Below are 16,948 nucleotides of genomic sequence, written 5' to 3'. Positions count from 1 at the left end.
TTATTCATGCACTCGCACCACTCGCCAGAATCCCACGCCGGGCGTCATCGGGCAAGGTCTGTCCGAGAAGTTGGCGAAGGATGCGAGGCAATCGCGAGGGAGGACTGACGCCCGGCGTCGGTTCCTCGGGCATAACGGCGTCTCGGATCTGACGGAAGAGTCGCATGAGGAATGAGACGTCGGCGTCGGGGTCTTCCTCCAGATAGCGGATGACCTCATTGGGCTTGAGGGTCAACACCATCCGCAGGCCGTCGCGACGCGCCTGTTCCAACTCGGGTCCGCCGACCACGATGCCGGGCACCGGATTGGCCGTCTGCTCGAAACTCAGGGTCACGTCTTCTTCAGGGCCGTTCTCGAGCCGGACGAGCGACGACCCGCCCGGACTCACATCGCCGAGAGGAGACTTCACCAGGCCGTAGACAGCCCGAACGTTCCGCGCCGTCGATCCGGTCTCATTGACCAGCACGATCGCCACCCGCGGTCGTCGCAGCAGCCGCACACCCACTTCCAGCCCGATCAAGGCCGGCACGATCAGGAGGATCGCCAACAATCGCTTGCGACGTGGGCTCATGAAGGGAACTCGCGGAAAAACGAAAGATCGACGAGTGTCAGAGGATCGCGCGCGAAGGTTGAGACCGCAAGGGCAATCTCACACGGCCCGCGCCGAAACCCACGGGATTTCGTCAATTCGACGGCCGTCGGGAACGGGTAATCCGGCGGTAAGCGTTCTGCGCGACGCGGTGAGGGGAGGGGGCGGCGGGGCGCTTCGAAAACGTCAATCGACTCCGCGCCCGGGCCGATCAACGGTAGGGGGGAGGAACGGCTCGCTCGTCGAACCGAACCCACCCCCGACGACGGATCGGGACGAGCAAACCTTGCCGGCTCGCAGGCTCGCGACGCCTGGGGAAACCTGGGCGACCGCAAAGCCTCGGCGCGGCCTCGTGCCATTCAGGATGGTTCCGCCTTGAACGAGACTTCGACCCAGCGCCGCGCCGGACGCCGATCGCGACACGATCGGACCGCAGACGCCCTCCAATCTCCCCCGAAACTTGCCGAAGCGGCCGACACAGGGCTGCGTTCGGGAAGGGTCTGGGGACTGGTCGGCCTGTTGGTCCTGACGGGTGCGACGAGCCTGGTGGTGGCGACGATCTCGGTCTGGCTGGTCCCCGTCTACATGGCCGCGATGGTCCTGATCTTCGCCACGCCCCGGCCGCGAAAGGCCGTCGATCCGACTCCCTCGCTTCCATCCTCCGACGACGCCCTTGCAACGGTCTCTCACGGGACCGCTGAAGGAGTCGACGTGGACGAGGCGGGGGTCGTCGAGAACGTCGAGTCCTCAGCGCCGGTTGAGCCCACCGCCGAACCGTCGCCATCCAAGCCCCGTAAAAAACGGGGCAAGGGGAAGCGAGCGGCGAAGGCGGCGGCCCTGGCCGAGGCGTCGTCGTCGCAACCGACCTGGATCCGCGTCGGTCCCGGCAAGTTCGTCCGGGCCGACGTTCAGGCCGAGCCCCCCGCCGAAACCGAGAACCCGACCCAATCCGAAGACGCCCCCCCGGCCGATCTCGAATCGACGCCGGAGCGTGAGACCGTCGAATCGCCGACGCTCACGGAAGCGACGCCCGCGGAGCCGTGTCTCGAGGAGTCCGACGAGTCATCGCCGGACGAATCGACCGACGCCTTCGAAGCGGCCCCCACGGAATCCGACGAGGAGTATGGCAACGCGCCCTCTGCACTCGCCGGTCCCTTCGACGAGGAGTATGGCAACGCGCCCTCTGCACTCGCCGAGACGTGGGAGCCCGAGGCCCTTCCCGAAGCCTTCGCCGACGACGAGCCCGCGCCCGCCGTCGAGGACGATCGCCGGGACGACGTTCAGGAGCAAGTCGGTTTCGAGGAAAGGTCGGGGGCGTCGGCCGCCCATGCGGGTCCGTCCACCGCGATCGCGCCGAAGCCTCTGGGGCGTTCCACGCCCCTGGGGGTCTCGACCGTCTCGCTGCGGGCGGCCGCAAGACCAGTCGACCGCGACGCGAGCCGAAGGCCGTCCCTTCGTCGGGAGCGACCTGGTCGCCTCCGCTGCCTACGGACGCGCAGGACCTCGTCCGGCCCGATTCGATCGAGTCGGACGGTCAGCGTTCGTCCCCGGGCCTCCGACCGCGGCCGTCGCCGCTCGGACCCGACCGGCCGTCGACCCCATCCGCGATCGCCGCCGCGACGAGCCTGACGGCAACGTCCTTCGCCGCGCGCGAAAACGCCCCCGGGTCGACCTTGGTCCCCCGGGGGCGTTCGCATGCGCTGTGATCAGGCTTCGGCGGGGTGCTCGACGGGATCGGCTTCGAGCCCAGGCTCGGCCGCCGTCCCTTCGGGGACGTGCGGAGCCGCGGGCCACCACCAGTTGACGGTGAGGCAAAGAACGACGAGCCCCGCTTCAAGGGCCCACTTCGCCCACCTGGGGAACTCCGGCCATCCCGGCGAGTAATGGCTCTGGAGATAGTGGAAGAAGTCGTGCACGTCGTGAGCCATCATTTCCCCGGCCGCCGCGGCCAGCAGGGCCACTGCCAGATAGGCGATGAACCGCCACCGGCGCATGACCTCCGTGATCAACGCGCTGAGGAACAGCAGCATGATGATCGACAGGATCAGCCCGATGATAATCTCCGACCAGGTCCGCGCCGCGCTGGCGATGGCCAGGACGTTGTCCAGGCTCATAATAAAGTCGGCGGCGGCGATGCGCTGGACGGCCTTGAAGAGCGAGGCCGGCGCGGCGTCGGGGTTGGAGGCGGCGTGGACCTCCTCCTGCATCAGCTTGCAAGCGATGACGACCAGGAGGATCGCTCCGACGAAACGGAGCCCGGGAACGTCCAGCAGCTTGTAAACCACCAGCGTGAACGCGATCCGCATGATGATGGCGAGGCCGCAGCCCCAGATCATCGCCTGCCTGCGCTGCTTCGCCGGGAGCCGGTGGGCGGCCAGACCGATGACGGCGGCGTTGTCCCCGGAGAGAGCCAGATCATAGAGGATGATCTTGAGGATCGCGATCACGGCCGCGAAGTCGAAAGCCATTCGAAGTCCGGAGGTTAAAGCGGTGGCGGCGCCGGTTCGGCGAGGATCGTCGTCCGGGGTTGGGGTTGCGGACGCTCGGCGCGCTGCGGTCGAGCATCTCGAGGGGTCCATCATATCCCCGCCAGAGCGGCCTGGAAACCTCATCGGCCGACGTGAAGGAATCCGAACCGATCCCTGACGCCGACGCTCGCACCGAACGACGGCGCCGCTTATGCTTCCTGATGGAGTTCAGGAGTGACGGCGAAAGGCTATGTGAGAACCGCCCCCCGGGGCGGAGTCAGGGGGTCGTCCATGTTCAGGATCGCGACGGCGCTGATGCTTGCGGGGGTTTTCCCGCTGGGAATCGCTCGGTCGCTCGCGGCGGAGGAAGCTCCCGCCGCTCAGGGTGAAACCGATCGCAGGGCGATCGAGGCCGTGGTCGCGGAATTCGTCCGGGCCTTCAACGCGGGGGACGCTGCGGCGGTCGCCGCCCTGTTCACCGAGGGGGCCCGGATCGAAACCGAGGGCTCCCCAGCCATCGAAGGTCGCGCCGCCATCCAGAAGCTCTTCGCCGAACGTTTCGCCGCCGACCCCGGCCGGACGATCGTCGTGAAGACGGAGCACCTCAGACTTCTGGGGGCCGACGCCGCACTTGAGGAGGGCTCCGCGGTCGTGGCGACCTCCGGCGCGGGCGACAATCCCGAGGACGCGGTTCGCTACCAGTATTCAGCGTCCTACGTCCGCAAGGACGGCAAGTGGCTTCAGGACTGCATCCACGACTATCCCGCCTCCAGCCCCGACGCCGACAAATCGCCGCGCGACCATCTCGCCGATCTGGCCTGGCTGATCGGCGAGTGGCTCGACGAGGACGACTCCGCCCGGGTCGAGACCTCCTGCGACTGGGCCGAAGACGGCGCGTTCCTGACCCGCAAGTTTCAGGTCAAAGTCGGGAGCGACGTCGTGATGAAGGGGGTCCAGCGGATTGGCTGGGATCCCCGGCTGAAGCAGTTCCGCTCCTGGACCTTCGACTCCGAAGGGGGCTTCTCCGAGGCCGTCTGGTCGCGAGATCCGGGGAGCGATCGCTGGATCGCCAAGTCGACGGGCGTCCTCAAGGACGGTCGGACCGTTTCGGCGACCAACATCCTGACCCGCTCCGGTCGCGACGTCGTTCGCTGGGCGTCGGTCGACCGAACGCTCGGCGGCGCCGCTCTGCCGGACTCTGAGACGATCACGCTCGTGCGTCAGCCCCCCGCGCCAAGGGCCGTCGCGACCTCGCCCGCCTCTCCGACTTCCAAGCTTCCCGGGAGCAAGCCATGAGCAAATGGACTCGCACGGCCCTCGCGGGCCTCGTCGCCGGTTGCCTCTGTCTTCAGACCGTCCCCGCATCAGCCCAACGCGGCGGACGTGGGGGAGGCAGCATGCGCGGCGGCGGCGGCGGCATGCGCGGCGGCGGCGGCGGTTACGGCGGGGGGGGCATGCGCGGCGGCGGCGGATACGGGGGCGGCGGATACGGGGGCGGCATGGGCCAGCCGTCGTTCAACCGGACCCCGTCGTTCACCACTCCGGGAAACATCCAGCGCCCGAACTACGGCGGCGGATACAACCCCGGAGCGGGCGGCGGAGGGTGGCAGGGTCAGATGCGGCCCTCGACGCCAGCCCAGCGGCCGAACTTCCCCGCTGCGAATCAGCCGGGAGTCGCGCGGCCGCAGACGCCGGGAAATCGCCCCAATCTCGGTCCGGGCCTCAATCAGCCCGGAGGAGTGCCTGGCGGCGGACGGCCTCCCATCGCAGGCCCTGGCAACCCTGGCATTCGTCCTCCCGGCGGTCCCGGGGGCCCGGGTTATCCTGGATATCCCGGTGGTCGCCCGCCCGGAAACATCGCTGGACGCCCGCCCGGCTGGAACCCACCGCCGGCCTGGGGCGGCCGGCCCGGGTGGAACAACCACCAGGCCTGGGTCAACGGCTACTGGCACGGCCAAAACAACAACTTCTGGAACAACGGCGGCGCCTTCTGGGGCGGGATGGCTCTCGGCGGCCTCGCTGGCTGGGGGCTGACCTCGTCCTATTACAACTGGGGATACCTGCCGTACTCCAACCCCTACGCCATGGTGGCCACTCAGCCGGTGGTGATCCAGCAGCCGGTGGTCGTCGGCCAGCCGGTCCAGCAGCAGGTGATCGAGGATCAGTCGGCCTACGATTACTCGCAGCCGCTGAAGTCCGCCGGGGGAGACGCCGAAGCCCCGGCGAACGACCCGGCTCTCCAGACCTTCGACGCCGCCCGCGCCTCGTTCAAGGCCGGCGACTATGCCGGGGCCCTCAAGCAGACCGACGAGGCGCTCAAGGCGATGCCCAACGACGCCGCCGTCCATGAGTTCCGCGCGCTCTGCCTCTTCGCCCTGAAGCAGTACGATCAGTCCGCCGGAGTACTCTACGCCGTTCTCTCGGTCGGCCCCGGCTGGGACTGGACGACCCTGATCAGCCTGTATCCCGACGTCGACACGTACACGGCCCAACTCCGGGCCCTGGAGGATTATCGCTCCGCCCACCTGGATTCGCCCCAGGCTCGCTTCGTCCTGGCCTATCACTATCTGACCCAGGGCCACACCGACGCGGCCGTCCGCGAATTCAACGAGGTCGTGAAGCTGGAACCCAACGACGCCCTGGCCAAGCAGATCGTCGCCGCTCTGACCAGCGCCGGCGACCAGCAGCAGCCCGCGGCCGCGCAACCTCAACCCGACGCCGCCGCACAACCCGGGGCTCCCGCTCAGCCTCCGGGCCAGGAGTTCAGCCTGGTGGGAGCCTGGAAGGCTGCGCCCGACGGAAATACGACCATCGGGCTGACGCTGAACGGCGACGGCGGCTTCACCTGGAACGTCACCCAGCAGGGCCGCACTCAGCCGATCACCGGCACCTACACCTACGGCTCGGGCGTCCTAACTCTGGCCCGGAACGGCGGTGATAACGACGCCATGGTCGGCCGAGTGACCTGGAAAGACGACTCTCACTTCGTCTTCCAGGCCCTTGGAGGAGGGGCGAACGATCCCGGTCTGAGCTTCAGCAAGTAAGTTCGTCCCGGTCGGCGACGAGGAGCCGCGTCGGCTCCTCGTCGCCGCGGGCCGACACAACCAGCGGCGCGGCGGCGACGCTTCCAGGACGGCGTCGCCGAGCCTCGCAGAGGGCGAGGTCGACGGCGTCCAGCAGCCCCCCGAGCGTCGTCGCGCTCGTCGGCAGCGAGGCGGCCCCCACCGCCAGCGTGATCGCGATGGGCACACCCAGGATCTCGCCGGAATCGGCGATCTTCCGGGCCAGCTTCTCTCCCACCCGAACCGCGTCTCGCAGTTCGACGCGGGGCAGAACGACCATCACTCGATCATCGTCGAGGCGGCAGACAAGATCGCTGGATCGGAGCAGGCCGGCGATCCGCGCCCCCACGCCAGCGACGATCCGGTCGGCCTCATCCTTGCCGAACAGTTCCCGGATCCCCCGCAACTGGTTGATCGCGACGCAAAGGATCGACAGCGGCTCCTTGTTCCGACGCGCCTGTCCCAGGGCGAAGGGGAGCACTGCGCTCAGCAACGTGGCGTCGTGGACGGCCTCAACCGTATCGGCCGGCGTGTCCGCGACCTCGACGGGCTCGGACCGTCGGGGAGTCATCGCCAGGCGATCAAAGGCCAGGGCCGCGATCGCCGCCAGGGTCTCCAGGCGGCGCCTCGTCAGACCGGTCGCGCAGGCGGGCTCATCCGGTTGTTTCCCCAGCAGGATCGCTCCCCAGGTCTTGCCGCCGTGGGTGCGGATGGGGAGAACAGCCGACGATCCCGGGCCAGACCCGAACCGCGGCGGCTCGCACTCTTCGACGACCGAGTCCAGGATCAGGCTCGCCGGGGCCCCGTCCGACACCCACTTCACCGCTGCGACCAGCGCCCCGCGCAGCACTTCGACGTCGGCCGCGGCGGCGGCCACGGCGGTGAAGTCATGGATCGAAGCCTCCGCCACAGTCGCCGCCGCCAATGTCTGGCCTGCCACGTCCTGCGTCCCAGTCTCCCAGGAGCTCTTCGGCGGATTCGGCGCGTCCCATCTCCATTCACGTTCCGACTTCATTATGGCGCACCTCGCTCGATCACTTCCCGACCAGGGGGGTCCGGCATCCTCCATGAATACCCTAGGTTACGACTGCGCCATGTGCCGTGGATTGGCCTTGCCGAGTTCGGAATGTTCCGGCAGAATGCCGCGGCCTATCGCCCCGACTGTGGCCTCGACGCCTCAGGTCGGTCTCGTCCAGCCCGCTTTCATGTCCTCGACCGGGCCCGGACGCCGATAGAAAGAGAGACGACCCGGAAGGATCGAACGACCTTCGGGCGTGCGGATCCCGGCGAGCCGGGAAGGCCAGGCAGGATGAGGCCCAGAACCATGCGCAAGTCGCGGATCATCGCCAGGATGGCGGGGCTCGTCGGAATGACGGCCTTGGCGATCGCACCGACAGGGTGCGCCTCGGGATGGATCCCGACCTCGCGGGTCACGCGGATCTTCGCCCCCGAGCCCGTCGCCGAGAATCCCCTGCGGGTCCCCGTCAACGACTTCGAGGCCGTCTGGAACAAGACGGTCGCCGAGGTGGGAGCCTACTTCGACGTGGCGGAGGAGAATCGGCTCTCGCGGACGATCATCACGGAGCCCAAAATCAGCGCCACGCTGCTGGAGCCCTGGCTGGGAGACACCCGAACGCTGGGAGACCGGCTCGAGGCCACCTTGCAGACGACCCGACGACGCGCGATCATCAAGATCGAACCGGCCCCCAACGGCGGATTCCTTGTGAAAGTAGAAGTCCACAAGGAACTCGAAGATCTGGTCAAACCCGACCGCCAGATGGCCGGCCGGGCCGTGTTCAACAACGACTTCCCCGTGAACCGCACGCGCGAGACCGTCGGCCCCGTGCCGGTTCCCGTGGGATGGATCCCCAGAGGACGTGACGCCAACCTAGAACAGGCGATCCTCTCCGGAATCCGCAGCGCCTTCTTCCTCTGAGATCAGAGGAGCGAAGAGCAGGCGATCCAACCACGAACGGTCTTTTCCGTCGCGGTCCTTCAACGCTTCGGAAAAGGCTCCGTCCAAGGTCGGATCGACCCGGGAATGCATTCCCGGGTCCGATCGACGTCGTGGACGTCAGTTGGCGTTGAAGGTCCACCAGGCGCCGGCGCCGGCGATCCCGATCCAGGTGATCGTCGGATCGAGCAGAGCCGCCCGGTGAGCGGGGGAGGCCATCCACATCGCCTCGATCCCCGGGAATCCGCCCATCGCCGAGTTCTGGCGACGCGCGGGGCCCATCACGTGGTGGCCCAGACCGCGGGCCGCCTGCTGGGCGTTGTTCATCGCCGCCCAGCTCGACAGGTTCGGATCATGGCCGACAGGGCCCAGGCCGTACGAAGCGCGAACGCCGTTCAGCCAGGCGGTGAAGCCGTAGGGATCGCCGTAGGCAGCGGCGGGAGCCTCCGCGGCGGCCGGAGCGGCAGCGGCGGCTTCAGGTGCCGCAGCGACCGGCGCGGGCTGCGTCGTCGCATCCATGCCGGCGTAAGCGCTCTGGTAGTAATATACGGGAGCCGCGGGCTGCTGAACGTATTGGGTGGGCTGAGCGACCTGGTAGGTCGGCTGAGTCGCGGTAGGCTGCGTGGTCTGGTAGGTGTAGGTGGGAACCGTCGGAGCGACGGTCTGATACTGATACTGTTGAGCATCCGCGCTGAGGACGGCCGAGAACACCGCAACAAGGGATAGGATCAGCCGCAAAGCGCTGCGAAACTCAAAGGTGGAGATGGACAACGGTTGAACTCCTTGTGTCGTGCGAGCGACACGGCACCGCGCCGCGCCCGTAACCGCCGGAACCAAACCCGAATCCGGGAGCAACCCCATTCGGCATCCCGTGCTTGCCTCGCACAGGATGCTAAAATGGGATTCTCATCCTCAAAACGCAACCACCCTCTCCCCTCAGAGAAAAAAATCTGCACCCACCGCAAAATCTATTGCATCCACATACATTGACTTCAAAATCACGTCCTGCCCCATCAATTCCGCTCTTTCGACGTCGAGGGACTCCAACGCGCAAGTCCCTTTGCAGCCTAGAAAAGCAACATTCCGACCGATGAATCGCCGTAGCGGCCGAGCCCAATTCCGAGCCCGACTGGTTCCCTTCACTGCGCCTGACTTTCGACCTGAAAGCATCATGAATACGCATGCTCAAATCTCCAACTCGAAGCACGAACGCCGCATAACCGGGAGCCTGACGACGGAGCGATGAGCTCGATCAGCCCCGACAAAACCTGCGCACGGCCCACCAAACCTCTGCAACCCGCAAATTCAACACAAAGCTTTCACCGCCCGCCTCGAAACGGTGGAGACTCGCCGCGTCTGCCCGACGTACCAGGGACGATGAACCCCGACTCATCCCATTTCAGTCGGATCCATCGCTTCATTCTCGGGCCCGATCTTGCCTCCATCGAGGCTGTCGGCAACGCCGCCCGGGTCCAGGCCGCGCAAGCGATCGACGCCTCGCGGTTTCTTCGTGGGGCTCGCTCGTTTCCGCGATGGAGGGACGTGGAGGGAGGAGGGGAGGCGCCGAGTCGGATCGAAGGCGCCGGCGGGAGTCCGGGAACTTTCGTTGCCCCCCTAGGCTTCCGTGCCGGGACTGTTATAGAATACTCCGTCGCACTTTGCGGGGATTCGGGCGCAACGGTACGCGTCGAAATCGGTTCGGACGCCCGGGAGGCGGCCGAGGCCCGGCCCTTCGCTGGAGACGGGGTCGCCCATGCTGGCCAAGCGGATCATCCCCTGCCTGGACGTCAATCAAGGCCGCGTGGTCAAGGGGACCAACTTCCTCAACCTTCGCGATGCCGGCGATCCGGTCGAGGTCGCGCGGCGTTACGACGAGGAAGGGGCCGACGAACTGGTCTTCCTCGACATCACGGCCAGCCATGAGCAGAGAGAGATCCTCTGGGACGTCGTCCGGCGGACGTCTGAAGTCTGCTTCATGCCGTTGACCGTCGGCGGCGGGATCCGAACCCTCGAAGACGTCCGCGCCCTATTGAAGGCGGGGGCCGACAAGGTCTCGATCAACTCGGCCGCCGTCCGCGATCCCGAGCTGATCCGCAAGGCGGCCCGAAAATTCGGCAGCCAGTGCATCGTGGTCAACATCGACCCCAAACGCGTCTCACGAGACGGCCGGGAGGTGTGGGAAGTCCACATCAACGGCGGCCGGGTCTCGACCGGTCTGGAAGCCGTCGCCTGGGCGCAGGAAGTCGAGCGGCTGGGCGCCGGCGAGATCGTCCTGACCAGCATGGACGCCGACGGCACCAAGAACGGTTACGATCTGCCGATGACCCACGCGGTGGTCGACGCCGTGTCGATCCCGGTCGTCGCCTCCGGCGGGGCCGGCTCTCCCGAACATCTGCGGGCTGTCTTGGCCGAGGCGGGCGCCAGCGCCGCTCTGGCCGCGAGCATCTTCCATTACAAGGAGCATTCGATCCGGGAGACCAAGGACTACCTGGCGGAGCACGGCGTGCCGGTCCGCCGGCCCGAGGCCGCCGCCCGAGCCTCCTGAGACGTCCGTCCCGGCCCGTCCCCTCCGATCCGATCTGATCGCATCTCGATTCGACTCGATCTCGACCGACCCGAGGAGAGCCCATGTCCACAGCCGTCGAATCCAAGACCGACGCTCCGGCCAACGAGCCCGAGGCGAACAAACTGTTCCGCATGTGCATCAAGTATCAGGGCTCGGACCTCCACCTGAAGGTCGGCCTGGCCCCCTCGATGCGCCTGGCCGGCGTCCTCCGGCAGATGCAACTGCCGCCTCTGACGACTCACGACATGGAGCGGTTGATGTACCCGCTCCTCAACCCTCGTCAGCGAGGGATTCTGGACGAGGAGGGGGGCGTCGACTTCGCCCACATCATCCTCGACGGCGACGTCGAGACCCGATTCCGCGTCAATCTCTTCAAGGCGCGGGGACGGCTCAGCCTGGTCGCCCGGCGCGTGAGCAACAAGATCCCGACCTTCGAACAGCTCCACCTGCCGCCGAGCCTGGCCGAGATCACCCAGTACGACCAGGGGATCATCATCTTCGCCGGCGTGACCGGCTCCGGGAAGTCGACCTCGATCGCCTCGATGCTCCAGTACGTCAACGAGCGCGAGCGGATGCACATCGTGACGATCGAGGACCCGATCGAATACACCTACAAGGACGACAAGTCGGTCATCAACCAGCGTGAGGTCGGGATCGACGTCATCGACTGGGACATCGCGCTGAAGCACGCGGTGCGGCAAGATCCGGACATCATCCTGGTGGGCGAGCTTCGCGACCGCGACACGTTCAACGCCGCCATGCACGCGGCCGAGACCGGCCACCTCGTGTTCGGCACGATCCACGCCGGCACGGCGCCCTCGACGATCAGCCGTCTTCTGGACCTCTTCCCACGCGACATGCACTCGTCGCTGCGGCAGTCGCTGGCGTTCAACCTCAAGGCGGTCGTCGCTCAGAAGCTCCTGCCGACCACGAAGGAGTGGGCCGAGAAGGGGGTGACCCGCGTCCCGACCAACGAAATCATGCGGATGAATCCGACGGTCAAGAAGCTGATCCTCAACGAGGAAGACACGAAGCTCGGCGACGCGATCCGGATCGGCATGTCGGAAGGGATGCAGGACTTCACGGAGAGCCTCCGCCAGCTCGTCGTCGCCGAGAAGATCGAGCGGGCCGTGGCCTTCGAAGTCGCCCCCAGCCCCGAGTCTTTGAAAATGGCCCTCAAGGGGATTACCATCAACCAGCCTGGTATCCTATAACGGTTTCTCGACGTCCCGACGGCCCTCGCCCGGGGGCGTCGGGTCCGTCCGACGGCCTCAACGAAAGCCAAAAGGGGCCCGACCGGCGAGGGCCGGGCCCGCCGCCTCGGTTGGGCTTCGCGCCGACGTTCCCGATCGTCGCGCGCCGACCGCCGCCTTCCCCGCGATCACGCAGCCAAGAAAGGTCAGCAATGAGTCGTCCGTCTCTGGTGCTCGCGACGTTTCTGCTCGGGACGCTCGGCGTCGCCGCCGGGTCCGAGGCGGCTGAAGCGGTCGGGGGCTTCATACCGCTGCTCGCCCAGACCGCGGCGCCGGTGATCCCGCGCGGCCCGGGGTTCTATCTGAACCTCTACAAATTCGTCCCGGTCGTCCTGATCTATCTCCTCTGGACCTGGACGACCGACTGGGTCGAGCACGACGGCAAGGAGCTGAACAACCCCAAGTCCGAGACCTGGAACAGCGTGGTCTTCTTCGCGGGGGTTCTCGGCCTGGCGATGGTCTTCTCGATCCCCATCTACCCCGTCGGGATGACGCTTCTGCTGTTGTCGTACTTCGTACCGATCCTCACTTACATCTTCGTTCGAAATCAGACGGTCTCCGACGACCGCAAGGTGCTGACCCCCTACCACCTGGGCGAAGTCGCCAACGACATCCTGGCCCGGATGGGGATGCGGCCCTGGTTCAATCGAGACGGGGGGTCGGTCGACCGCGCCGGGCCGCCGATCGTCTTCATCGGCAAGTCCACGGGCGTGAACTCCAAGGAGGATCCCAGCCGGGTCCGCCAGGCTGAGGAGTCGCGGTCGTTCATGGCGGCCAAGGAACTGGTCTACGACGCCGTTCTCCGCCGCGCGACCGACATCCACCTGGAGCCGACTTCCGACCAGCTCTCGGTCCGCTACCGAATCGACGGCATCCTGCACTCCGCCGAGCCGTTCGACCGCGCCACCGGCGACGCCGTCATCAACGTCTTCAAGGTTCTCTCGGCGATGGACATCTCCGAGAAGCGCAAGCCCCAGGACGGTTCGTTCGCGGCTAAACTCCAGGGCCGAGACCTCGACTTCCGCGTCGCCACCTCGGGCTCGAAGGCCGGCGAGAAGCTGGTCATGCGAATCCTGGACAACTCGGCCGGGATCACCAAGCTGGAAGACCTGGGGATGCGGCCCAAGCTCGTCGAACAGCTCCGCAGCCTGGTTACCCAGCCGCACGGCATGATCCTGTCCTGCGGTCCGACCGGCTCGGGTAAGTCGACCACGTTGTACGCGGCCCTCCGCGAGATCGACCGCTATCAGCGGAACATCATCACGGTCGAGGACCCGATCGAGTACCACCTCGACAACGTGACCCAGATGGAGGTCAACACCAAGGCCGGCCAGACCTTCGCCACCAGCCTGCGGTCGATCCTGCGGCAAGACCCCGACGTCATCATGATCGGCGAGGTCCGCGACCAGGAGACGGCGAACATTGCCTGCCAGGCGGCCAACACGGGCCACATGGTCTTCTCCACGGTCCACTCCAACGACGCCGTGACCGCGCTCTTCCGGCTCCTCGACCTGGGCGTCGAGCCGTTCATGATCGCCTCGGCCCTCACGGCGGTGCTCGGCCAGCGGCTCGTGCGGCTCCTCTGCGAATCCTGCAAGGAACCCTACAAGCCCAAGCCCGAGTTCCTCAAGAAGGCCAACCTCCCCGTCGACAAGGTCGACGTCTTCTATCGACGGCCCGAGAACCCCGAGCAGGTCTGCCCACAGTGCGGCGGCACCGGCTACTTCGGCCGCGCCGGCATCTTCGAGCTGCTGGTCCTCACCGAGCCGATCCGCGAGATGCTCCGTGAAAACCCGTCGCTCACCAAGATCAAGGCCGAGGCTCGCCGCGGCGGCATGATCTACCTCCAGGAAGACGGTCTCCGCCAGGTCATCCAGGGGCGGACCTCGATCGAGGAATTGCTCCGCGTCGTCAAGTAACCCGAACCGGAACAGGAACCGACCGCCGACCTCAGCCCAGCAGAACGGGAAAACCACCCATGTCCGTGCCCCCAGCCCTGCTCGACACGCTCCTCGTCGCCCTCATGCTCTTCATGACGTACGTCCTGACGAGCGAGGGGGCCTGGGGCGCGGCCCTGATGTTCTTCAACGTCCTGTTCGGCGGCCTGATCGCGTTCAACTTCTATGAGCCGTTGGCCGAACTGATCGACTCCACCGGGATCGGCTGGAGCTTCTCCGACACCCTGGCGATGATGCTGATCTTCTGCGCCTCGGTGCTCTTGCTCCGCCTGGCGACGGAGTCGCTGGCGCCGGCGATGGTGCGGTTCCCGAACCCGGTGTATCACCTCACCCGGCTGGTCTTCTCGTTCGGCACGACGGTCGTGACCTTCGCGATCATCCTGCTGGCCTTCCACGCCGCGCCGGTGCACAAGAACGTCTTTGGCTACATCAACTACAACACCAAGCCGCCGTTCGGCATGGGGATCGACCACGGCTGGCTGGGATTCTTCCAGTACACCACCGGCGACATCTTCGCTCGCTACGGCTCCGGCGTCCGCGACCCGTACAGCACCTACGGCAAGACCGGCAATCAGTTCATGCAGGTCCACCTGTTCGACCCCAAGGGCCGCTGGCTGATCGACAAGCAGGAGCTTCGCCCCTACGGCGAAGGGGCGATCCTCGAAGAAGGCGGTAGCGGCGGCGGCGGTCTGCCCGCTGGCGGCGGAGAAGGGGCCCCGGCGGTGGACGCGGCCCCGGGGACGACCAACTCGCGGCCGATCGGGGGCTCGGTGGCTCCGGCCGCCCCCTTCGGAACGCCGAATTAAGCGAGCATAGCGCGTTCGATTCAGGGGACGACAGGGGAGGCGATCGGGTCGGCGGATGCGGCGGCGGTCGCATCCTCGGGGTTGGTCGAACGGATTTCCAGCAGGTCGATGCGGAGCTGGTTCCTGATTCCGAACGCCTGCTGAATCCGGTAGACGGCCGCCTTGCCGGTACTCGTCTCGATCACGAAGAGGGGCGCCCAGCCGGCCCCGAGAGTTCCCAGTTGCCCGGTCGTCATCAGGAAGTGCGGCTTGAGCCCGTTGTCGACGTCGATCCCGAAATCGGCCACGAGATCGCGCTCGGCGAACGCCTCAAGGTGCTTGGTGGTGCCCCCGATCATGCGATAGGTGGGGACCGTCGCCTTCAGCTTCCCGGCCCGGTAGTCGAGATAATAGAGAGCGTCTTCGGGGATCTGCACCTTGTTCCCCTCGTCGAAGCGGACGGCGATCGGCCCGGTGGCCACGATCGACTCGCCCGAGCGGTCGCCTCCTCCGGCGCGAAGCTCCTGCGGCCGTCCGCCGGCAAGCCCCACGCCCAGGATCAGACCGACGGCCAACCAGACCACGGAACCCAGCCGAGGGCGCGTCGCGTTCATCATCGTCTCCTCCGTGTCTCGTCGCCGGGCCCAGCCGCGACGTCCGGTCGCCTGGGTCGATCTTCCCGGGCCCGCATTGTGCGGGCCGTCGCCGAAGCCGTCCAGACCAACCGCCGACCCGGGAGCCAGCCGCCGCCATGACCACGACGCTCCTCGCCCTGGCCGCCCTGGCGTTTCAGGTCCCCGCCCCCATGTCGGGGACGGACTCCGCCCGGGCGCTCGAAGCCGAGGCTCGCGCGATCGTCGACCGCGAATCCGAGGCCCTCCGCTCCCTGGCCGATCGCCTCTCCAAGCAGGGCGAAGCCCGTGGAGCAGCCGAAATCCGCAAGCTGATCCCCGCTCCGGACGACGGCGGCCCCGTCCGGCTGGTCGTCCTGCCGGAGGTCACGCCCCCCCGATCCACCACTCCCGCTGACTGGGGAAAAGACGTCGAAGCGATCCGCAAGCCGGCTGGCGAGGCGTTCCTCGACCTGGCCCGGAAAGCGGCCGCCGCGGATCCGCCCCACATGGCTCGTGCGGCCTTCGCGCTTCGCGAAGCGGTCGCCCGAATTCCGGACGACGCCGAAGTCCGTCGGCTGCTGGGCTACGTCCCGCATGAAGGCGGCTGGGCCCGACCGTTCGCCGTCGAGAGGCTCAAGGCGGGGAACCTGTTGCACCCGACCTATGGCTGGGTCCCCGAGGACTGGATCCGCCACCTGGAACTGGGCGAACTCCCCGCGCCGGCCGTTCGAGGCCGCCCAACGACATGGCTCCCCGCCGCCCAGGCGGACGGGCTGCGGTCGAACTGGCGCAACCCCTGGCAGATCAACACCGAGCACTTCGAAATCCGCGCCGACGTCCCCCTCGCCGAGGCAATCAAATTCGGCCGCCGGCTGGAGGCCTTCCACGACCTTTTCTTCACCCTGATGGCCGACGTGATCGGCGACGAACTGCCATTGGCCAGGCGCTTCAAGTCGCCGGAACTTGTACCTGACGACAGCTACCGTCCCCACACGGTGATCTTCTACACCGACCGGAATGAATACCACGAGCGCCTGCGGCCCGTGGCGGGCGACCGGGTCGGGGCAGAAAGCCTTGGCTATTACGACCCCAAAGGCCCCGGCGGCAAGGGGAACCGTCGCCCAGCCTACTTCTTCCGAGACGCCGGCGGCGAGCTTCCCGTCGAGGCCACGCTCTATCACGAGGTCTCGCACCAGCTCCTGTTCGAGTCGGCCGGGCGCAACGCCTACCTGGCGAACACCGGCGACTACTGGGTGTTCGAAGGGCTCGGCACCTACTTCGAGACCACGACACCGACCGAGGACGGCGCGATCGAGGTCGGCGGCCTGGTCGGCCCTCGGCTCCAGGAAGCCGTGAACTCGCTCGACGCGCGCAAGTTCCTGTCCCTGGGCGACTTCCTTCGCCAGGATCAGGCCGCTTTCAACCGCACGGAGCGGATTTACGTCAACTATCAGCAGGCGATGGCCCTGGCGGTCTTCCTGATGCAGGCCGACCGAGGCGCGTACCGTGAGCCGTTCCTGGACTACGTCCACGACGCTTACGGCGGGCGCATCAAGAGAGGCTCGGGGCGATCACTGGAGGACCGCCTCGGCATCCCTGTGAGCGAGATCGAACGCCGGCTCAAGGCGTCTTACGCCCCCGAGCCCAGGCGTTGAGAGGTCCATGCGGGGGGCCCGGATCCCTCGGCGCCGCCCCGGCC

The 16,948-nt window shown here is 67.0% G+C and carries 14 protein-coding genes; 9 read left to right on the top strand and 5 right to left on the bottom strand.

Features of this window, described 5'->3' with window-relative positions; translation table 11 throughout:
- Nucleotides 1-4: 4 nt before the first annotated feature.
- Entirely contained in the window at nucleotides 5-571 is a 567-nt protein-coding gene (locus tag G5C50_RS09170; RefSeq protein ID WP_165068090.1) for a hypothetical protein, read from the bottom strand.
- A 393-nt stretch (nucleotides 572-964) separates the two neighbouring features.
- On the opposite strand from G5C50_RS09170, the gene G5C50_RS09165 reads away from it, so the two are divergent.
- On the top strand, nucleotides 965-2,218 hold the full coding sequence (locus G5C50_RS09165; protein WP_165068088.1) for a hypothetical protein: 1,254 nt from the start codon (nucleotides 965-967) through the stop codon (nucleotides 2,216-2,218).
- Between the two features lie 77 nt (nucleotides 2,219-2,295).
- Here the strand turns inward: G5C50_RS09165 and G5C50_RS09160 are convergent, their stop codons facing one another.
- Nucleotides 2,296-3,057 (bottom strand): YjbE family putative metal transport protein, encoded by a 762-nt coding sequence (locus G5C50_RS09160; RefSeq protein WP_165068085.1) that lies wholly within the window; start codon nucleotides 3,055-3,057, stop codon nucleotides 2,296-2,298.
- A 291-nt stretch (nucleotides 3,058-3,348) separates the two neighbouring features.
- Here G5C50_RS09160 and G5C50_RS09155 point away from each other — a divergent pair, with 291 nt between their 5' ends.
- Together G5C50_RS09155 and G5C50_RS32910 are read left to right on the top strand one after the other, a co-directional pair.
- The gene (locus G5C50_RS09155; protein WP_165068082.1) at nucleotides 3,349-4,353 is read left to right on the top strand and encodes a YybH family protein; all 1,005 of its coding nucleotides are present in this window, start codon (nucleotides 3,349-3,351) and stop codon (nucleotides 4,351-4,353) included.
- Complete coding sequence (locus G5C50_RS32910) at nucleotides 4,350-6,101, top strand: tetratricopeptide repeat protein (RefSeq protein WP_165068079.1); 1,752 nt, start codon at nucleotides 4,350-4,352, stop codon at nucleotides 6,099-6,101. The genes G5C50_RS09155 and G5C50_RS32910 overlap by 4 nt, the downstream gene beginning before the upstream one ends.
- On the opposite strand, the gene G5C50_RS09145 is transcribed toward G5C50_RS32910, so the two are convergent.
- Nucleotides 6,091-7,059 carry a GGDEF domain-containing protein gene (locus G5C50_RS09145; protein WP_165068076.1) on the bottom strand — a complete coding sequence of 323 codons (969 nt, stop codon included), beginning with the start codon at nucleotides 7,057-7,059 and terminating at the stop codon, nucleotides 6,091-6,093. The genes G5C50_RS32910 and G5C50_RS09145 overlap by 11 nt on opposite strands.
- 369 nt (nucleotides 7,060-7,428) lie before the next feature.
- Here G5C50_RS09145 and G5C50_RS09140 point away from each other — a divergent pair, with 369 nt between their 5' ends.
- Nucleotides 7,429-8,055: a hypothetical protein gene (locus G5C50_RS09140; protein ID WP_165068073.1), complete on the top strand. Its 627-nt coding sequence runs from the start codon at nucleotides 7,429-7,431 to the stop codon at nucleotides 8,053-8,055.
- Between the two features lie 138 nt (nucleotides 8,056-8,193).
- Here G5C50_RS09140 and G5C50_RS09135 read toward each other — a convergent pair whose 3' ends face one another.
- Entirely contained in the window at nucleotides 8,194-8,844 is a 651-nt protein-coding gene (locus tag G5C50_RS09135; protein ID WP_165068071.1) for a CAP domain-containing protein, read from the bottom strand.
- 982 nt (nucleotides 8,845-9,826) lie between these two features.
- Between G5C50_RS09135 and hisF the strand changes: the two genes are divergently transcribed.
- The 4 genes from hisF (at nucleotide 9,827) to G5C50_RS09115 (ending at nucleotide 14,656) form a co-directional block, all read left to right on the top strand.
- Nucleotides 9,827-10,618, top strand: a complete 792-nt coding sequence (gene hisF / locus G5C50_RS09130; protein WP_165068068.1) for an imidazole glycerol phosphate synthase subunit HisF — start codon at nucleotides 9,827-9,829, stop codon at nucleotides 10,616-10,618.
- 83 nt (nucleotides 10,619-10,701) lie between these two features.
- Nucleotides 10,702-11,853 carry a type IV pilus twitching motility protein PilT gene (locus G5C50_RS09125; RefSeq protein ID WP_165068066.1) on the top strand — a complete coding sequence of 384 codons (1,152 nt, stop codon included), beginning with the start codon at nucleotides 10,702-10,704 and terminating at the stop codon, nucleotides 11,851-11,853.
- Nucleotides 11,854-12,044: 191 nt separating this feature from the next.
- Nucleotides 12,045-13,811 (top strand): GspE/PulE family protein, encoded by a 1,767-nt coding sequence (locus G5C50_RS09120; RefSeq protein WP_165068063.1) that lies wholly within the window; start codon nucleotides 12,045-12,047, stop codon nucleotides 13,809-13,811.
- A 59-nt stretch (nucleotides 13,812-13,870) separates the two neighbouring features.
- Nucleotides 13,871-14,656, top strand: coding sequence for a CvpA family protein (locus tag G5C50_RS09115; RefSeq protein WP_165068061.1), 786 nt, complete (start codon nucleotides 13,871-13,873; stop codon nucleotides 14,654-14,656).
- Between the two features lie 20 nt (nucleotides 14,657-14,676).
- On the opposite strand, the gene G5C50_RS09110 is transcribed toward G5C50_RS09115, so the two are convergent.
- Nucleotides 14,677-15,249 (bottom strand): hypothetical protein, encoded by a 573-nt coding sequence (locus G5C50_RS09110; protein ID WP_165068058.1) that lies wholly within the window; start codon nucleotides 15,247-15,249, stop codon nucleotides 14,677-14,679.
- Between the two features lie 137 nt (nucleotides 15,250-15,386).
- Here G5C50_RS09110 and G5C50_RS09105 point away from each other — a divergent pair, with 137 nt between their 5' ends.
- The gene (locus G5C50_RS09105; protein ID WP_165068056.1) at nucleotides 15,387-16,904 is read left to right on the top strand and encodes a DUF1570 domain-containing protein; all 1,518 of its coding nucleotides are present in this window, start codon (nucleotides 15,387-15,389) and stop codon (nucleotides 16,902-16,904) included.
- Nucleotides 16,905-16,948: the final 44 nt, after the last annotated feature.

The organism is Paludisphaera rhizosphaerae (assembly GCF_011065895.1).
GTDB lineage: Bacteria > Planctomycetota > Planctomycetia > Isosphaerales > Isosphaeraceae > Paludisphaera > Paludisphaera rhizosphaerae.
The sequence above is the reverse complement of the archived record's forward strand: the minus strand, read 5'-3'. Positions and strand labels throughout refer to the sequence as shown.